Genomic DNA, 17,206 nt, shown 5'->3' on the forward strand with positions numbered 1-17,206 from the left:
AAGCGATAGAGCATCCGGTATTTCGAAGAAAACCGGATGCTCTACTAGCGGACGGCAAGCTGCTCGACCCAGCCACCTTGCGAAAGCGCGGCTCGGTCGAGTTCGCTCTCGATACCACCGGCCTGCATCAGCACGGCCCGGTCGCACATATGCGCGACGACGCCGGGATCGTGGCTGACGAGCACGAAGGTCATGCCATGCGAAGCCTTCAGGTCGTTCAGCAGGTTCAGGATCTCGGCCTGTACCGAGACATCGAGCGCCGAGGTCGGCTCATCGAGCAGCAGCAGCTTCGGCTTCAGGAGCAGCGCGCGGGCGATCGCCACACGCTGCCGCTGCCCGCCGGAAAGCTGGTGCGGATAACGTCCGGCAGCAGTAGCCGGCAGGCCGACCTGATCGAGCGCGATACGCACCTCGTCCTCGACGTTGCGCATACCCCGCAACGCTAGCGGCTCCCCGAGAATGCGTGAGACGCGATGGCGCGGATGCAGCGAGGAATAGGGATCCTGAAACACCATCTGGATGTTGGATCGCAACGCGCCGGTAATCTTCTGACCCGGCTGCAGCGCCTCGTCGAAAACCGTAATGGAGCCCTGCCAACGGGTGTTCAGCCCGGCAACGGCACGCAGCGCCGTCGTCTTGCCGCAGCCAGACGGCCCGATCAGCCCGAATGTCTCGCCCGGCGCGACGTCGAAACTGATGCCTCGCACAGCAGTAAAACCCTTGCCGCCAGCCTGAAAGGTGACGGAAAGATCGGAAACGGAAAGCGCACTCATGCCTCGCCTCCGTAGACCGGCAGCCGTGTCCCATAGGTCGCAGCCGAAGGCCGCGCCGCCCAGAGCGCCCGCGTATAATCCGATCTGGCATTGGCAAGATCGGCAGACGCCATCTGCTCCTCGATCCTGCCATGCCGCATGACCATGACGCGATCGGCATAACGCGATACTTGCTGCAGGTCGTGGCTGATCAGCAGCAGCCCCATGCCGAGCTCTTCCGTCAGCGACCGTAGCAAGGTCAGGATCTGGTCCTGCAGACCGCGATCGAGCGCCGAGGTAGGCTCGTCGGCGATCAAGAGTTTCGGCCGGTTGATCAGCATGGCAGCAATCATCACCCGCTGCCCCATGCCGCCCGAGAGAGCAGCCGGATAGCTCGTATAGACGCGCTGCGGATCGGGAAGACCGACCTTGTCCAGCATGTCGAGCGCTCGCTCGCGCCGTTCGGCAGCAGAAAGGTTGGTGTGTAAAAGCGACGCTTCTTCCACCTGTCGGCCAACCTTATGGGCCGGATTCAGCGAATATTTCGGATCCTGCAGGATCAGCCCGAGACCGCTGCCGCGCAGCCTGTTCCAGCTGGATGGGGCCAATGTCGTCAGCTCGTGCCCATCGAAGGCGAGACGCTTTGCCCTGACCTCCGCCCGGCGCGGCAATAACCCCATGATCGCCCTGCCAGTCATCGATTTGCCGGAGCCGGACTCACCGACCAGTGCCACGACCTCGCGACCCACCGAGAACGAAATGCCATCGACGACGCGCACCCGCCCCTCCTCCGATGGAAAGGCGATCGACAGATCCTCGACGGAAAGCAGCGGCTCAGTCATGGCGCGGATCCAGAATATCGCGCAGACCATCGGCCAGCAGGTTGAACGCGAAGGAGGTGATCAGGATGGCAAAGCCAGGCACGGCCGCAACCCACCATTGATCGAAGATCACCTGCGTGCCCTCCGAGACCATCGAGCCCCATTCCGCTGTTGGCGGACGCACACCGAGACCGAGGAAACCAAGGCCGGCGGCAGCAAGAATGATACCCGAGAGATCGAGTGCCAGACGAATGATCGCCGAAGGCAGCACCAGCGGCAGGATATGCCCCCAGAGCAGCCGCACGCCGCGGATACCAACCATTTCGGCCGCCGCCAGATAATCGCTGCGTCTGAGCGCCGCCGTTTCGACGCGGGCCTGGCGCGCATAGGCGGGCCAGCTCGTCAGCGCCAGCGCCAGCGCACCGTTGATCAGCCCCGGCCCCATGATGGCAACGAAAGCGAAGGCGAGCAGCAGTCGTGGAAAGGACATGACGATATCGGTGATCCGCATCAGCACGCGCTCGGTGATGCCACCGAAGAAACCGGAGAGGATACCAACGAGAATGCCGAGTGGCGCCATCAGCAGCACCACGACCAGCACCAGCAGCAATGTCGGCCGCGCACCGTAAATGATGCGTGACAGAATATCCCGACCGAAACCGTCTGTACCGAGCCAGTGCGCGGCATCAGGCGGCATCAGGCGATTGGCTGTCTCCTGCAGGTTCGGATCGTAGGGCGCAATCAGCGGCGCCAGCAACGCTAGCGCCAGAATGAAGAGCACCACCGCGCCGCCAGTCGCTGCGGAAGGCGAACGCAGCACGCGCCGCAGGAAAGATGGACCGCCTGATGGCGCCTGGACGATCGCGCTCATCGCTTCCTCCCCGATTCCAGCCGCGCTACGCCGAGATCGGTCAGCGCGTTGAGAAGCACGAAGGAGGCGCCGACCACAAGCGTCGCCCCGAGGATCGCCGGCATGTCGCCGGCAAACATCGCCGTCGTCAGGTAACGGCCGATGCCTGGCCAGGCAAAGACGGTCTCTGTCAGCACCGCACCCTCCAGCAGGCTGGCGTAGGAAAGGGCGATGACGGTCAACAACGTGCCGGAGACATTCGGCAGGATATGGACGAAGACAATGCGGCGGAGACTTGCGCCCTTGGCCCGCGCGGTCGTCACATATTCCTGCCCGAGTTCGGTGAGGATCGCAGCGCGCGTCAGCCGCGAAATTGCAGCAAGAGCGTGGAAGGCAAGCACGATCGCCGGCAGCGCCAAATGCGCCAGCGCATCGCGAAAGGCGCCCGCCTTGCCCGATATCCACGTATCAACAAGCGCAAAGCCGGTGACCGATTTGACCGTATATTGGAAGACGACATCGGCTCTGCCCGGCCCCGGCGCCCAGTGCAGCCGCGCGTAAAACAGGAGCAGCATCAGCAGGCCGAGCCAGAAGATCGGCACGGAGTATCCGAAAAGCGAGACGAAACGAGCAAGCCCGTCCACCCACGTCCCCTGCCGCATGGCGGCGGTTATGCCGAGCGCCAATCCTACGCCGGCACCAAGGATGATCGCCGCCGTCGCAAGCTCTATCGTCGCCGGAAAAGTCCGGGCAATGTCCTTCGCCACCGGCTGGCCGGTCGAGATCGACTGCCCGAAATTGCCGGATAGTGCCGTCTCGACATAGCGGAAAAATTGCACCGGCAGCGGCTGATCCAGGCCAAGCTCCAGCCGCGCCTGCTCATAGGTGGACTGGCTGGCATGGTCGCCGACAAGCTGCAGCGCCGGATCGATCGGCGACAACCGCGTCATCGCAAAGGTTACCAGCGCCAGCCCGAAGAGTGTCAGCGCAAATGACCACAGCCACTTCGAAAGCGGCCAGACGAACGACAACTCCCGCCAGCTGTTGCGCTGGCGGGAGTTGGTCATGTCGGCATTATCAGGCACTGCCGTCTGCGGCACTTATTTCGCTACCTTGTCGTAATAGACCTGGTCTGCGTTGAGACCCTGGGCATAGTTCTTCACCTTGTCGCTTAGCACGACCTGGTCATTGCCTTGAAGCATGAAAACGAAGGGCGAGCTTGCCTGGATCTTCTTCTGCAGATCCTGATAGAGCGCGGCGCGCTTGGCGGCATCCTGCTCCTTGACGGCTGCAAGCGTCTCGTCGGTCAGTTCCGGGATCACCCAGCCGGCCTGCTTGGCAACGGTATTGGCCGAGTTGTCCTTGTTGATTGCAAAGGCGCTGGCGTTGGAATGGGCGTCGAAATAATCCGGGATCCAGTAGCGCAGCGTCATCTCGAACTTGCCGGCGCGGCCGCGGGCATAGATGTCGCTCGCAACACCCGGCTGGATATCAAGCGTGATGCCAGCCTGGGCGAAGGTGGACTGCAGCGACTGGGCAATCGACAGGAACGGCTGGTCGTTAAAGACGATGAATTCGATCTTGAATGGCGTCTTGATGCCGCCATCGGCAAGGATCTTCTTGGCCTTCTCGACATCGAGCTTGAAGGGCGTGTCACTGAGTGCGCCTGGGAAGCCGTTCGGCAGGAAGGCCTGGTGAACGCTGCTCTGGCCGCGCAGCAGGTTCTTGGTAATGCCGTCATAATCGACGAGATAACGCGCCGCTTCCCAGAAAGCCGGGTTGCCGAGCGTCGGGTTCGCCTTGCTGTTCAGCAGGATATAGTCCTGGCGGGCCGAGGGAACGGAAAGCACCTTGATGCCGCTCTTGTCCTTCAGCGCCTCGATCTGGTCGGCAGACAGGCCGCGTGCGATATCGGCATCGCCCTGCTCCACGAGCAGGCGGCGGGCGCCAACATCAGGCACGTTGCGGATAATGACGCTTTCGAGCGTCGGCTTGTCGGAGGAATTGGCATTGGCCTGCAGCACCAGCGCCTCATGCGGCGTGTAGGTGGCGATCGTATAAGCGCCGCTGCCGGCCGAATTGGTCTTCAGCCAGCCATTGCCGAAATCATTGTCCTTGGCCTGCGGCGAAACTGTCTGCTCGTCGACGATAGAGGCGATCGGCGCCGTCAGGATCGAGAGCGCGAAGCCGGAGCCGACATCCGCCGTCCAGGTGAGCTTGACATGCTTGTCGTCAACCTTGGTGATCGCGGCATCGACATTGTCGGCCTTCCAGCCGAGTTCGTTGAGGATGAAGGCCGGCGACTTGTTGAGCTTCACGGCGCGCGTCAGCGAGAAGATCACGTCTTCGGGGCGAACCGGATTGCCGGAGGCGAACTTGGCGCCGGCGAGCGCAAAGGTCAGGCTCTTGCCATCGCTACCTGCTTCCCAGGAAGCGGCAAGTCCCGCCTCGATCTTCGTGCCGTCATCGCGATTGGACTGCACGAGACGCTGATAGATGTTGTTGAAGGACTGGACGGTCGTGAGCTCGAAACCTTCAGCCGGGTCGAAACTGACAGCATCGTCGATCGACTGAGCGACGACGAGCACATCAGGCGGCGTCTCGGCGTGAACAACGGGGGCGCTGAAAGCGAGCGCCAGGCTGAAGACGGTGCCGAGCAGCTTGGCGCGGCTGGAAATGATGGACATGGAAAACTCCCCTTGGGTGATGAAAAAATCAGTTAGCGCCTTCGGCAAAGGCCTCAAGCTCGGGATCGAAATCGACCTCGACAACGTTGATGTAGACGGCAGTGGCGATCATGATCCCGGCAAAGGCGACGAGATCGACGAGAACCTTGGTGTCGTAGCGTGCCTTCAGCTCCACCCAGATATCGGCAGGAATAGCCTTGGAATCGGCGACAATTGCGGTGCCAAAACGTTTAAGCAGAAATTCGATGTCGCTGAGTTCCAGAGCATCCGGGTTGAACCCATTCCTGATCAGCGCACGGCGAAAGAAGGTGACGGCGATATCCGACTTCAGCGCCTTGGAAATCGAATGCGAGAAGATCCAGATCTCGCGATCGCTGATGGCGGGGTCGAGCTCAGCCCGGAGCGTGAACCATTCGGCATAGATGCGGTGCGCTTCCGGCGAATGCAGCAGCGTTCGCTTCATGTTGGTCATGTTGCCGCGAACCCGCACCTCCTCGTCATGCGCTGCGCGAATCTCTTCGGAAGCGGTGTCGTAATCGATGTGAGGAAGCTGGCTCATGCGGATTGCTCTTTCTTTGTGCGATAAAGGCTAACGAGGTGGCGCGATATTGTGCAGTCCATATTCATCCAGCTTTTTCGCCTTTTGACGAAAATTATTCCGCGGAACGTTACCGGCAAAAACGAACTTTTCGTCACAGATATATCAGCATTTCACATTAAGCGTTCTTGACATCAACGCGCACAAACGACACGATGAAACCGGTTTCAATCGTACATAAGGGAGTGATCGTGCGGTTCGACCTTTCGATCCTCTTGCCCCATCTGGGCTTTCTGGCGCAAGGCGCACTGCTGACGGCGGAAGCCTGTGCTCTGGCGCTGATTGGCAGCGTCATCATGGGCGCTTTCGTCGCCATTGCGCGCACGTCTTCCTCCGCTCTTCTGCGCAGGATCTCCTTCGTCTACGTCGATATCTTCCGCAACGTGCCCTTCATCGTGCAGCTGTTCTTCTTCTATTACGGCCTGCCCGAGATCGGCATCTATATCGATGCCTTCACCACGGGTGTCGTGGCACTGTCGATTGCCGGCGGCGCCTATGCGTCCGACGTGATCCGCGCCGGCATCCTGGCAATCGATCCCGGCATTATCGAAGCCGCTGAAGTCAGCGGCCTTTCGCGCCGGGTAACCTTCACCAAGATCGTGCTGCCGATCGCGCTCAGAACCTCCGTTCGCCCGCTCGGCTCCGTGCTGATCAACATGATCCTGACATCGTCGATCCTCTCGACGATCACGCTGAACGAGCTGACCGGCTCGGCGCAGATCGTCGTCTCGCAGACTTACAGGCCCTTCGAGGTGTATGTCGTGCTGCTCGTGGTCTATGCCTTGCTGACCTATCTCGTCTCGCTCGGAATCGCCCTCCTCCACCGCCGCCTGAACCGCGACATGATGGAGGCTGTAGCCTGATGCGTTTTTCCGATTTCACCCCCTTCGATATCTGGCTGCTTTTACAAGGCCTCGGCGTCAGCCTCGGTCTGTTTCTCTCGACGTCCCTCATCGGTCTCCTGATCGGCACATCATGGGCGGTCTGCCGCTTCTACCGCGTGCCGGTGCTGACCCCGGTCATCACCTTCATTGCAGAACTCCTGAAGAACTCGCCCGTTCTGGTGCAGCTCTTCCTCGTCTTCTTCGGCCTGCCTGGCCTCCTACACATCCGGATCACGCCGACGACTGCGGCCACCATCACGCTTTCGGCCAATTCCGCAGCCTTCGTCTACGTCATCGCGGTCTCGGCAATCGAATCCATCGGCCGCGACCAGATCGAGGCTGCTCGCGTCTTCGGCCTCACCCGCTGGCAGGTGCTGCGCCATGTCGTGGCTCCCCAGGCCATGGCCTTCGCCATCGGCCCGCTGACCGCCCTTCTCGTCAACCAGCTGCAGGTCACCTCGCTGATCTCGGTCATCGGCGTCGTCGACCTCACCAAGATCGGCAACATCCTGAACCTGCGCACGCTGAAACCCTTCATCGTCTGGACAGTGGTCGGCCTGCTCTATTACCTCTGCGCCAAGCTGCTCGCATGGCTCGGCGCCCGCTTCGAAAACCGCCTCAGGGCGCATGCCGCCTGGAGAGGGCTCTAATATGCTCAAAGTAGAAAACGTCAAAAAGGCCTTTGGTCCTACAACCGTTCTCGATGGCGTCAACCTCACCATCAATCCCGGCGAGGTCGTATCCATTCTCGGCTCCTCCGGCTCCGGCAAATCGACGCTGATCCGTTGCATCAACGGCCTGGAAAAGTTGAACGGCGGCAGCATCACGGTCGATAATTTCGACGTCGGCAAGCCGAAGGAATTGGCCGAAGCCCGCAAGCGCTCGGCCACCGTTTTCCAGCTCTTCAATCTCTATCCGCATATGACCGTGCTCGGAAACGTGACGCTGGCTCCAGTCGAAGTGCTGAAAAAGCCGCGTGCCGAAGCCGAAGCCACCGCCCGTGCGCTGCTGCAATCCGTCGGCCTCGGAGATCGCGCCGATGCCTATCCAGCCCAGCTTTCCGGCGGCCAGCGCCAGCGCGTCGGCATTTGCCGGGCGCTTGCCATGCAGCCGCGTTACCTGCTGCTTGATGAAGTCACCAGCGCGCTCGACCCGGAAATGACGGCCGAAGTGCTGGCTATCCTCGCCAAGCTCGCAGCCGAAGGCACAACCATGCTCTTCGTCACCCACGAGATCGAATTCGCGCGGCAGATTTCCAACCGCATAGTCTTCCTCGACAAGGGCAAGCTGCTCGTCGATCTGCCGACTGCGGATTTCTTCGCCGCCGAGGGCGGCATGACCAACCCGCGTATCGCCCAGTTCCTGTCCAAAATGCGTAAAGATTAGAGGTATTCATGCTGCTCTTGGCCAATAAAGAAGCCTGGCCCGGTTTCCCGACGACGGTGCAGATGCTGCGCGAAGGCGCCATCAGCCTCGACGCCATGGTCGCCGGCATCAGCAAGGTGGAAAGCGAAGTCCAGGTCCGCAGCGTCGGTTACGGCGGCTGGCCGAACATGCTCGGCAATATGGAACTCGACGGCGCCGTCATGGATGGCAACACCCGCGATGTCGGCACTGTCGGCGCCGTGCCGAATACGCTGCCGGTCGCTCGCCTCGCCCACGAAGTAATGAAGCGCCTGCCGCATGTGATGCTGACCGGCGATGGCGCTCGCCGCTTTGCCAGTGAAATCGGTTTCTCCGAAGACGACGTGCTCTTCGAAGACAGCAAGCGCGTGTGGTGGGAGCGGCTGGAAAAGGAACTGTCGCCGGAAGAGCTGGCGAAATTTCCCGATATCCCTCTGGCGCCGCTGAGCCGCGCCATCACTGACCCCGAACGTGTGCGAGACACGACCGTCTTCCTGTCTGCCGACCCGGCGCGCGGCATCCATGCTGCGACATCGACATCCGGCTGGGCTTGGAAATATCCGGGCCGTCTGGGCGACAGCCCCATTCCCGGCGCCGGCTTCTATGCCGACAGCCGTTACGGCGCGGCCGCCTGCACCCATACCGGTGAAATGACCATGCGCTGCTCGACCGCGCGCACTGTCGTGCTGGCGCTCAAATTCGGCTATTCGCTTTCCGACGCCGTCAAGCTGGCGGTCGAGGAGCTCAATGAACTGTCCTCCGGTTTCCTGGCCGGCGTGGTCATCCATGCTGTCGATGCCAAGGGCAACCATGAGGTCGTGAATTTCAGATGCGAGGGCGAAATCCGCTACTGGCTCTGGGAGGACTCGATGCCCGAACCGGAACTTCGGGCCGCGAAACAGGCATAATCAAGAAGAGGGAAATGGAACCATGAAACGCATTCTCACAGCCATTGCCGCGCTGGCCGTCGTTGCCGGCTCTGCGCTTCCGTCCTTTGCCGGCATGCTCGACGACATCCGCTCACGCGGCGTCGTGCGCATCGGCGTATCGCTTGGCGGCGAGCCGATCGGTTTCCGCGACGCGCAGAACAACCCCGTCGGTTACGACGTCGATGTCGCCAACCGTCTGGCCGAAAAGCTCGGCGTACCGGTCGAATTCACCGACGTCTCGGGCGATGCGCGCATCTCTATGCTGGTTTCCGGCCAGATCGACGTGGCGATCGCCAATACCTCTGCCACGCTCGAGCGCGCCAAGGTCGTCGACTTCTCGATCCCCTATAACCGCGCCGGCCTGCGCGTTATCGTCCAGAAGGACGCCGGCATCAAGGAACTGAAGGATCTCTCGGGCAAGAAGGTTGTCGTCGGCCGTGGTACGACGGGCGAGACATTCCTCAAGTCCGCCGTCCCGGATGCGCAGCTCGTCTATGTCGACCAGTTCGCTCCCGATGGCGTGTTGCAGCTCCAGCAGAAGCGCGTCGATGCTGCGATCGAAGATTCCTCGCTGCTGGACTATCTCGCCACCAAGAACCCGACGCTGGTTACGCTCGCCGGCCTCTATTCCAACGACCCGATCGGCATGGCTGTCGCCAAGGGCGATCCGGAATTCGTCCGCTGGCTCGACATGTTCGTTTCCGACTACATCCAGTCGGGCGCTTATGAAGCCAATTACAAGAAGTGGTGGGGCGCAGAAGCCAACCCGCCGGCTCTGAACCCGCAGTGGTAGGATGATCCTCACAGGCCGCCTTCGGGCGGCCTGTTTGCTGTCAGGAGGTCATTTCTATCAGGCGGTCAGGCGCGGAAAATAGGTCGTCGGCACGATGACCGGTGGCTGGCCGGGGTGAAAATCGCCAGGATTTGCGATGAAATCCACGATGTGCTCGACATAGACACTCTTGTCGTAACCGATCGAGGAAATCGGATAGGCGTCGAAATCGGTGAGCGAGAGATTATCGAAACCATAGAGCCGGAAACGTGTCGGCCGGTTGCCGGGAAAATCGGCGCGGCAGACATCGAGAATGCCCATGGCCATCGCATCTGACGTGCAGAAGATCGCATCCGGACAATCGGCGCCAGCCAGTTCCTTTGCCGCCGCATGTCCGCTCTCATAGGAATAGTCGCCTTGCACGGTGTGCACCAGCTCTATGCCATTCTTCGTGAAGGCCTGTCTGTAAAAGCCGATACGCGCCTGTTCCATCGGCGAGGACGAACGGCCGGTGACGAGACCCGCCCGCTTCACGCCCTTCTTCGCCGCATTAGCGACGGCTTCGGCAATGCCGCTGCCCTCGTCGGGCATGACGACGGGCGAGAGATCGTCATGCAGACCGTTCAGCATGACGACGAGATCGGAGCGGAACATGCGCCTGACAGTCGGCGCGTCTGCAAAATCCGAAAAGACCAGTGCCGCATCGACATGATAGGCAACGCCGTTGCGCAGGAACTCCTCGACGCGGGCGACCGAGCCGATGCGGATCATGATGACCTGCTTGCCGATCGACTGGATCTGGTCGAGCAGCCGGTCGAAGAGATCGAGGTCCGAAAGATCGTGGATGTGATTGACGACGACCGCGATGAGGTTGACCGTCTTGGTCGTCAGGCTCTGCGCCAAGAGGTTCGGTTTGTAACCGAGCCGGGCGGCCGCCTCGACCACTCTCTCACGCTTGTCCGCCGAAACCGGTCGCGGCTCGTTGGAGAGCGCCCGGCTGGCGACCGCTCGCGACACCCCGGCCAGCTTTGCAACATCGGCAATCGTCGGAGCGGCATCGCGGCCATTGTTCTGTGTCATATTCGAGCACTTTCCAACCTGTCATGGCGTGATAGCGCACAGTCGTGCATCTTCGCTATCGGAAACTTGCAATCATCCACTTTCATGGCACTGAAACCGGTGCCACAGCCCTTTTTCGTCTCGATGCCAGCCTGAATGGAGGAACCGCATGGCAATCAACCTCGCACCCGTCACCCTGCCGGATTTCGGACCTGTAACCGCCGATCAGCCACAGATCCCGGCCGGGACCTATGCCGCCCGTGCCGATGCCGCGCTAAAAGCCGCCGGCACCGACTGGCTCGTCGTCTATGCTGACCGCGAGCACTTCGGCAACATCATGTTCCTCTCCGGTTTCGAACCACGCTTCGAGGAAGCGCTTCTGCTGCTCGGCCCCAAGGGCAAGCGTGTCATCATCACCGGCAATGAATCCGAGAGCTATACGGTTCTTGCCGGGCTGCCCGGTATCGAAGTACTGCGGGCGCAAAGCTTCAGTCTGATGGGCCAGGACCGCACGCAAAACCCGCGCCTTGTCGATCGCCTGAAAGACGCCGGTATTGGCAAGGGCCAGAGTATCGGGCTCGTCGGCTGGAAATACCTTTCGGTGGAAGAGGACGAAGACCACGCAAACTGCTTTTTCGTTCCCGACTTCATCGTCTCAGTGCTGCGCCGTCTCGCCGGCAGCGTCACCGACGCGACCACCGTCCTGATGCATCCGGAAAACGGCCTGCGCTCTGTCGTCGATGTCGATCAGCTCGCCGCTTTTGAATGGGCCTCGGCCCGTTGCTCACGCGCGCTCTGGCGCGTCGTCTCGGGGGTTCGTGAAGGCGACAGCGAGTTCGAAGCGCTCGGACGGCTTGGTTATGAAGGCGATCCGCTGAACGTCCACACCATGTTCGCCTCCGTCAGCAAGGGCGAAAACATCGTCGGCCTGCGCAGCCCGACGGCGCGGCGCATGAAGCAGGGCGATGGCGTCACAACTGCGCTCGGCTACTGGGGCGCCCTCTCCTCGCGCGCCGGCCTGCTGACCGATCATGACGAGGCCTTCCTCAAGCCCGCCAAGGCCTATTTCGAGGCGCTGATCACCTGGTACGAAACCGCCGATATCGCCACGACCGGCGGCGAACTCTTCACTGCCGTCACCGAAAAGCTGAAATCCGCCGGCCTGAACTCCGCTCTCAATCCTGGCCACCTCGGCAGCCACGAGGAGTGGCTGCATTCGCCGGTTCGCCCCGGCTCCACCGAGCGCCTGCGCTCCGGCATGCCCTTCCAGGTCGATGTCATCCCCGTGCCCATGCCGGCCGGGTGGGCGCTGAACTCGGAAGATGCGATTGCCTTTGCCGATGCGGATCTGCGTGACGCCATCCGCAGCCGCTATCCGGAAATGCATGCCCGCATCACCGCGCGCCGCGCCTTCATCGCCGACAAGCTGGGCGTTGCCCTTAAAGAAACCATCCTGCCGCTTTCGGATACGCCGCTTTATCTGCCGCCCTTCTGGTTGAAAGCCAATCACGTGCTGATCCGCGAATGATGGATAAAGGACCGGCAGCCCTTGGCCGCCGGTCCCGCCTTGCCTAGATTGACCCTGAAAGCAGGAGGAGCGGCATGAGCGACGATCACGACCACAAGCATATCGACTGGCGCGAACATGGCGTGAAGGTCATTCCCGGCAATGCGCTCGATCCGAACACCGCCCAGACGCCCGGCATGAACCGCGCAACCGCCATCAACAATGCACGCGCCGGCGCCGAGAAGATCTGGGCCGGCACGGTGACGATCCATGCCAATGCCAAGACCGGCGCCCATCATCACGGCGATCTCGAAAGCATCATCTATGTGGTGAAGGGCAAGGCCCGCATGCGCTGGGGCGAGAACCTCGAATTCACCGCGGAAGCCGGCCCCGGCGATTTCATCTATGTGCCGCCCTTCGTGCCGCATCAGGAAATCAATGCCAGCCGCGACGAGACGCTGGAATGCGTGCTCGTCCGCTCAGGCCAGGAACCCGTCGTGGTCAATCTCGATATCGAGCCGGTGGAGAAGCCGGAGAATGTGCCGTGGATCGATCCGATCCACAGACACTGAGATCCGTTTTCAGGCAGCGGCGAGGATCATCGCTGCGCCCCTCTCCGCCACCATCATCGTCGGCGCATTGATATTGCCAGCCGTGATATTCGGGAAGACCGAAGCATCGACGATCCTGAGCCCGTTAATGCCGTGCACCTTGAGCGATGCATCGACCACGGACGACGAGGCGTCCGGCCCCATCGCTGCCGATCCGCAGAGGTGATAGATCGAGCCGGAATTGCCGCGGAAATAGGTGAGCAATTCCTCGTCCGTGCGCGCCTCTACCGAAGGCGGCATCTCCATTTCGGTAATCGCCCGCAGCGCCGGCGCTTCCATGATCCGCCGCACGAGCCGGCTGCCCTGGATCACCTCTTCCTCGTCATGGACGGTTCCGAGATAATTCGGCCGGATCTGCGGCGCATCCGTCAATTCAGGCGAGACGATACTGACACTGCCGCGGCTCGTCGGCCGGCACGAGTTGAAGGCCAGCAGAAAGCCCGAATAGGGCTCAGGCTTCAATCCCGCCTTCGGATCGGTCGGAATGCGATAGGAGAGCGGATTGAAATAGAGCTGGATATTCGGCCGCTCTTCCTCCGGGCTGCCGCGCAGGAAGGCGCCAGCCTGATTGACGCTGAGCGCCAGCGGTCCCCGTCGCGTCAGAATGTAACGCAAGGCCTGCCGCGCCTGTCCGAAGATCGTGCCGAGTTCGTCATTCAGCGTCGGCACGGTGGAACGATAGTAGAAGCTGGCGCAGAGATGATCCTGCAGGTTCTTGCCGACCGCCGGCAGATGCCGGACGAGCGGAATGCCAAGGGACTGCAGATGCGCGCCGTCACCGATGCCGGAAAGCTGCAGCAGCTTCGGCGTATCGACCGCACCTGCCGAGAGGATAACCTCCTGCCGTGCCGAATAGCTGGTAATGCCACCCGGCCCGATCACCTCGACGCCGGTGGCACGCGCCTCCGCATCGACGATCACCCGGCGCACCCGGCTGTTGCGCAGGATCGCGAGATTCGGCCGCCCGAGCGCCGGCCGCAGATAGGCGAGCGACGAAGACGAGCGCACACCGTTCTTCGTATTTATGTCGTAGATGCCGGCGCCTTCGATGTTTTCGCCGTTGAAATCCGCATTCAGCGGCAGCTGCAACTCGGCACAAGCTTCCAGGAAACGATCGGCGATCGCATGCGACTGGCCGCGCATCGGCGTCACATGGATCGGCCCGCCACTGCCATGATATTTGCTCTCGCCGCCCGCATGGGTCTCCAGCTTGCGGAAGAAAGGCAGCACGTCCTCATAGCCCCAGCCGAGATTGCCCGCGGCCTTCCAATCGTCGAAATCATCCGCGGCACCGCGCACGAAGATCATCGCATTGATCGAGCCCGAACCGCCCTGCACCTTGCCGCGCGGCGCATAAATGCGCCGGCCGTTCAGCGCCGCTTCCGGTTCGCTCCAGTACATCCAGTTGACCTTCGGATCGTAATAGGAGCGCGCATAGCCGACGGGAATGCGAAACCACGGCGAACTATCGTTGCCGCCGGCTTCGATCAGCAGCACATTGTGCCTGCCGCTCTCGCTGAGGCGCGCGGCCAGAATGCAGCCGGCCGAGCCGGCGCCGACGATGATGTAATCGTATGTCGTCATCTTCGTTCTCAGCCGCGGGCCGGGGCAAAAGCCTTCACGTCGGCGGGCTTGTCATCCATTTGCAGATGCAGTCGCTGCCCTTCGTAAGGCGAGTGTTTGGCGACGACATCGAGATTGAGTTCCACGCCCAGCCCCGGTTCGTCTGACGGGATCAGGTAGCCATCCTCGAAGTGCAGCGGCGTCTTCAGGATCTCCGCGTAGAAGCCCGAGAAATTGACGATCGCCTCATGGATCAGGAAATTCGGCGAGGACGCGGCAAGCTGGATGCTCGCCGCAGCACCAACAGGGCCGTTGTAGAGATGCGGCGCGATCTGCGCGTAATGCGCTTCCGCCATGCCGGCGATCTTCTTGGATTCGAGAATGCCGCCGGCGCGCGCTACGTTCATCTGCAGGATCGAGGCAGCACCGGTTTCCAGCACCCGCTGGAACTCGTATTTGGTCGTCAGCCGCTCGCCCGTCGAAATCGGGATCGAGGTCTTGCGGGCGACCTCGGCCATCGCCTCTTCCTGACCCGGAGGCACCGGCTCCTCGAACCAGAGCGGATCATATTTCTTCAGCCGCTGCGCCAGCCGGATCGCCGAAGACGGCACCATCTGGCCGTGCGTGCCAAAGAGCAGATCGGCACTGCTGCCGACAGCTTCGCGAATTCTGGCGCAGAATTCCTCGCAGCGGTCCATCACGCCGAGCGAAACCTGGTGGCCGGAATAGGCCGTATAGGGGCCGGCCGGATCGAACTTGACGGCGGTAAAGCCCATCTCCACCATTTTCACTGCGCATTCGGCGGCAAGGTCCGGATCGTTATAGTCATATTCGCCGGCCGCATTCTTCGGATAGAGATAAGTGTAGGCGCGCAGCTTCTCATGCACGCGCCCGCCGATCAGCTTGTGCACCGGCTTGCCTGCCGCTTTGCCGATAATGTCCCAGCAGGCAATCTCCAGGCCGGAGACGATGCCCATCATCGTCGGATCAGGCCGCTGCGTGAAGCCGCTCGAATAGGCAAGCCGCCAGAAGCGCTCGACATCATGCGGATCATGGCCGAGCAGGTAACGCTGGAAGACATCCTCGATCAGCGGCACAAGCGCCTGCGGATGGAAGGCGGTCGAGTAGATTTCCCCGACACCCTCGATACCGTCAGCCGTCGTCAGCCGCACGAAGATCCAGTACATGCCGCCGATGTGCGGCGGCGGGACGGCGACGACGTGGGTGGAAAGCGATGCGATCTGCATGGCCGTGATCCTCAATGCTTGAGTATGACGAGGCGTGTCTGGGTGAATTCGAGCATGCCGTGTTTGCCGTCATCACCGCCGAGGCCGGAGCGCTTCCAGCCGGCGTGGTAACCCTGATAGGGATCGGCCGGGAAACGGTTGACGTAGAGTTCGCCGGCCTCGATCGTGTCGGAAAAGTGCATGATCGTGCGGTGATCGTTGGTGAAGAGCACCGAGCTCAGACCGAACTGATGGTCGTTGGCAAGCGCCAGTGCCTCCTCGGTCATATCGTAGGCAACGACGGGCAGAACCGGCCCGAAGATTTCCTCGGCAATGATCTCCATGTCCTGGCGGCAATTGGAGAGCAGCGTCGGCGGATAGAAGAAACCCGCGCCTTCAGGCAAGATGCCGCCGGCCTCGATCCGCGCGCCCTGCTCCACCGCCTTCAATACGGCCTTGTGCACATTCGTCTGCGCAGACTTGGTGGCGAGCGGACCGACACGGGACGCATCGGCCGAGCGATCGCCGAAGGCGCGCGCGGCAAAGCCTGTCTTCAGCTTGGCAAGCAGCACGTCATGAATGGAGCGATGCACATAGACCCGTTCCGGCGCCGTGCAGAGCTGGCCGCAATGATTGGTCTTGGCGGCGACGAGCTGTGCGGCAACGACATCGAGATCGGCATCCGGCTCGATGATGACAGGCGTCTTGCCGCCGAGCTCCAGCGACGGCTTGGCGATATTCGCCTTGCAATATTCGAGCACGACGCGGCCCGCCTGCAAGCTGCCGGTCAAAGTGATCATCCCGACCTTCGGATGCGTGCAGAGCGTCGCCGCAACCTCGTGCGACATGGTGAGAATATTGACGAGCCCGGCCGGCAAACCTGCTTCGGCGACGGCTTCTGCGATCTCGAAGGCCGAGGTCGGCGTCGAATTGCTGGGACGAACGACCACGGCATTGCCGGCGATCAGTGCCGGGGCGATCTTGCGCACCAGTGTATAGATCGGGAAATTGAAGGGGATCAGGCAGGCGACGACGCCGATGGCCTCGCGCTTCAGAAGCAGTGTCTCATTGGCATTGTCGCTCGGAATGATTTCGCCTTCGATGCGACGCGCCCATTCGGCGTGGTACCGCATCAACTCGGCGCCGTAGATCGCCTCGCCTGTCGCATCGGCAAGGCTCTTGCCGGATTCTAGCGCGAGTGCCGCGCCGATCTTTTCAGCTCGCTGCTCGATGACGGCAGCAAACTTGCGCAAAGCGTCGCCACGAGCAATCGCCGGCACCGCGCGCCATTCCTTCTGCGCCTTTACCGCCGCCTCGACAGCCTCGATAGCTTCGGCAGCAGTCGCCGACGGCACCTTGGCGAATTGAGCTTCGGTTGCCGGATTGAGCACCGGCACCAGGGCGCCGGAAGACCGGAATTCTCCGGCGATGAAATTGCGATATTCCGTCATGACGGTATCCTCAGGACAATAGCTGACCACGCGCATGCCGGCCTCTGCCGGCCATGCGTTGAAACGAAACAGGGTGCCGACGCCCGGACGGC

The 17,206-nt window shown here is 61.7% G+C and carries 17 protein-coding genes; 7 read left to right on the forward strand and 10 right to left on the reverse strand.

The window, feature by feature from the left end; genetic code table 11:
* Nucleotides 1-44 precede the first annotated feature (44 nt).
* From LVY75_27895 to LVY75_27920, 6 genes are read right to left on the reverse strand one after another with little or no spacing between them, the layout of a single operon-like run.
* Nucleotides 45-773 carry an ABC transporter ATP-binding protein gene (locus LVY75_27895; protein XAZ22601.1) on the reverse strand — a complete coding sequence of 243 codons (729 nt, stop codon included), beginning with the start codon at nucleotides 771-773 and terminating at the stop codon, nucleotides 45-47.
* Nucleotides 770-1,594: an ABC transporter ATP-binding protein gene (locus LVY75_27900; protein ID XAZ22602.1), complete on the reverse strand. Its 825-nt coding sequence runs from the start codon at nucleotides 1,592-1,594 to the stop codon at nucleotides 770-772. Before LVY75_27900 ends, LVY75_27895 begins: the two co-directional genes overlap by 4 nt.
* On the reverse strand, nucleotides 1,587-2,444 hold the full coding sequence (locus tag LVY75_27905; GenBank protein ID XAZ22603.1) for an ABC transporter permease: 858 nt from the start codon (nucleotides 2,442-2,444) through the stop codon (nucleotides 1,587-1,589). The genes LVY75_27900 and LVY75_27905 overlap by 8 nt, the downstream gene beginning before the upstream one ends.
* Nucleotides 2,441-3,523: an ABC transporter permease gene (locus tag LVY75_27910; GenBank protein ID XAZ22604.1), complete on the reverse strand. Its 1,083-nt coding sequence runs from the start codon at nucleotides 3,521-3,523 to the stop codon at nucleotides 2,441-2,443. Before LVY75_27910 ends, LVY75_27905 begins: the two co-directional genes overlap by 4 nt.
* Nucleotides 3,524-5,110 (reverse strand): ABC transporter substrate-binding protein, encoded by a 1,587-nt coding sequence (locus LVY75_27915; protein XAZ22605.1) that lies wholly within the window; start codon nucleotides 5,108-5,110, stop codon nucleotides 3,524-3,526. It abuts the gene before it with no gap.
* Between the two features lie 28 nt (nucleotides 5,111-5,138).
* Complete coding sequence (locus LVY75_27920) at nucleotides 5,139-5,669, reverse strand: hypothetical protein (GenBank protein ID XAZ22606.1); 531 nt, start codon at nucleotides 5,667-5,669, stop codon at nucleotides 5,139-5,141.
* Nucleotides 5,670-5,899: 230 nt separating this feature from the next.
* Between LVY75_27920 and LVY75_27925 the strand changes: the two genes are divergently transcribed.
* Genes LVY75_27925 through LVY75_27945 form a run of 5 tightly spaced genes read left to right on the forward strand, consistent with a single transcriptional unit; the run spans nucleotide 5,900 to nucleotide 9,718 of the window.
* Nucleotides 5,900-6,571 (forward strand): amino acid ABC transporter permease, encoded by a 672-nt coding sequence (locus LVY75_27925; protein ID XAZ22607.1) that lies wholly within the window; start codon nucleotides 5,900-5,902, stop codon nucleotides 6,569-6,571.
* Nucleotides 6,571-7,242 (forward strand): amino acid ABC transporter permease, encoded by a 672-nt coding sequence (locus LVY75_27930; protein XAZ22608.1) that lies wholly within the window; start codon nucleotides 6,571-6,573, stop codon nucleotides 7,240-7,242. The genes LVY75_27925 and LVY75_27930 overlap by 1 nt, the downstream gene beginning before the upstream one ends.
* 1 nt (nucleotide 7,243) lies before the next feature.
* Complete coding sequence (locus LVY75_27935; protein ID XAZ22609.1) at nucleotides 7,244-7,978, forward strand: amino acid ABC transporter ATP-binding protein; 735 nt, start codon at nucleotides 7,244-7,246, stop codon at nucleotides 7,976-7,978.
* Between the two features lie 8 nt (nucleotides 7,979-7,986).
* Entirely contained in the window at nucleotides 7,987-8,904 is a 918-nt protein-coding gene (locus LVY75_27940) for an isoaspartyl peptidase/L-asparaginase (GenBank protein ID XAZ22610.1), read from the forward strand.
* A gap of 22 nt (nucleotides 8,905-8,926) precedes the next feature.
* The gene (locus LVY75_27945) at nucleotides 8,927-9,718 is read left to right on the forward strand and encodes a transporter substrate-binding domain-containing protein (protein ID XAZ22611.1); all 792 of its coding nucleotides are present in this window, start codon (nucleotides 8,927-8,929) and stop codon (nucleotides 9,716-9,718) included.
* Nucleotides 9,719-9,775: 57 nt separating this feature from the next.
* On the opposite strand, the gene LVY75_27950 is transcribed toward LVY75_27945, so the two are convergent.
* Nucleotides 9,776-10,777: a LacI family transcriptional regulator gene (locus tag LVY75_27950; GenBank protein ID XAZ22612.1), complete on the reverse strand. Its 1,002-nt coding sequence runs from the start codon at nucleotides 10,775-10,777 to the stop codon at nucleotides 9,776-9,778.
* A gap of 148 nt (nucleotides 10,778-10,925) precedes the next feature.
* On the opposite strand from LVY75_27950, the gene LVY75_27955 reads away from it, so the two are divergent.
* Both LVY75_27955 and LVY75_27960 read left to right on the forward strand, forming a co-directional pair.
* Nucleotides 10,926-12,284 carry a Xaa-Pro aminopeptidase gene (locus LVY75_27955; GenBank protein XAZ22613.1) on the forward strand — a complete coding sequence of 453 codons (1,359 nt, stop codon included), beginning with the start codon at nucleotides 10,926-10,928 and terminating at the stop codon, nucleotides 12,282-12,284.
* A gap of 74 nt (nucleotides 12,285-12,358) precedes the next feature.
* Nucleotides 12,359-12,835, forward strand: coding sequence for a cupin domain-containing protein (locus tag LVY75_27960; protein XAZ22614.1), 477 nt, complete (start codon nucleotides 12,359-12,361; stop codon nucleotides 12,833-12,835).
* 9 nt (nucleotides 12,836-12,844) lie between these two features.
* Here LVY75_27960 and LVY75_27965 read toward each other — a convergent pair whose 3' ends face one another.
* From LVY75_27965 to aldA, 3 genes are read right to left on the reverse strand one after another with little or no spacing between them, the layout of a single operon-like run.
* Nucleotides 12,845-14,458: a GMC family oxidoreductase N-terminal domain-containing protein gene (locus tag LVY75_27965; GenBank protein XAZ22615.1), complete on the reverse strand. Its 1,614-nt coding sequence runs from the start codon at nucleotides 14,456-14,458 to the stop codon at nucleotides 12,845-12,847.
* A gap of 8 nt (nucleotides 14,459-14,466) precedes the next feature.
* Nucleotides 14,467-15,684, reverse strand: a complete 1,218-nt coding sequence (locus tag LVY75_27970) for a mandelate racemase/muconate lactonizing enzyme family protein (protein XAZ22616.1) — start codon at nucleotides 15,682-15,684, stop codon at nucleotides 14,467-14,469.
* Between the two features lie 11 nt (nucleotides 15,685-15,695).
* Nucleotides 15,696-17,114 (reverse strand): aldehyde dehydrogenase, encoded by a 1,419-nt coding sequence (aldA, locus tag LVY75_27975; GenBank protein XAZ22617.1) that lies wholly within the window; start codon nucleotides 17,112-17,114, stop codon nucleotides 15,696-15,698.
* Nucleotides 17,115-17,206: the final 92 nt, after the last annotated feature.

Origin of the sequence: Sinorhizobium sp. B11, from assembly GCA_039725955.1 — a bacterium.
GTDB lineage: Bacteria > Pseudomonadota > Alphaproteobacteria > Rhizobiales > Rhizobiaceae > Rhizobium.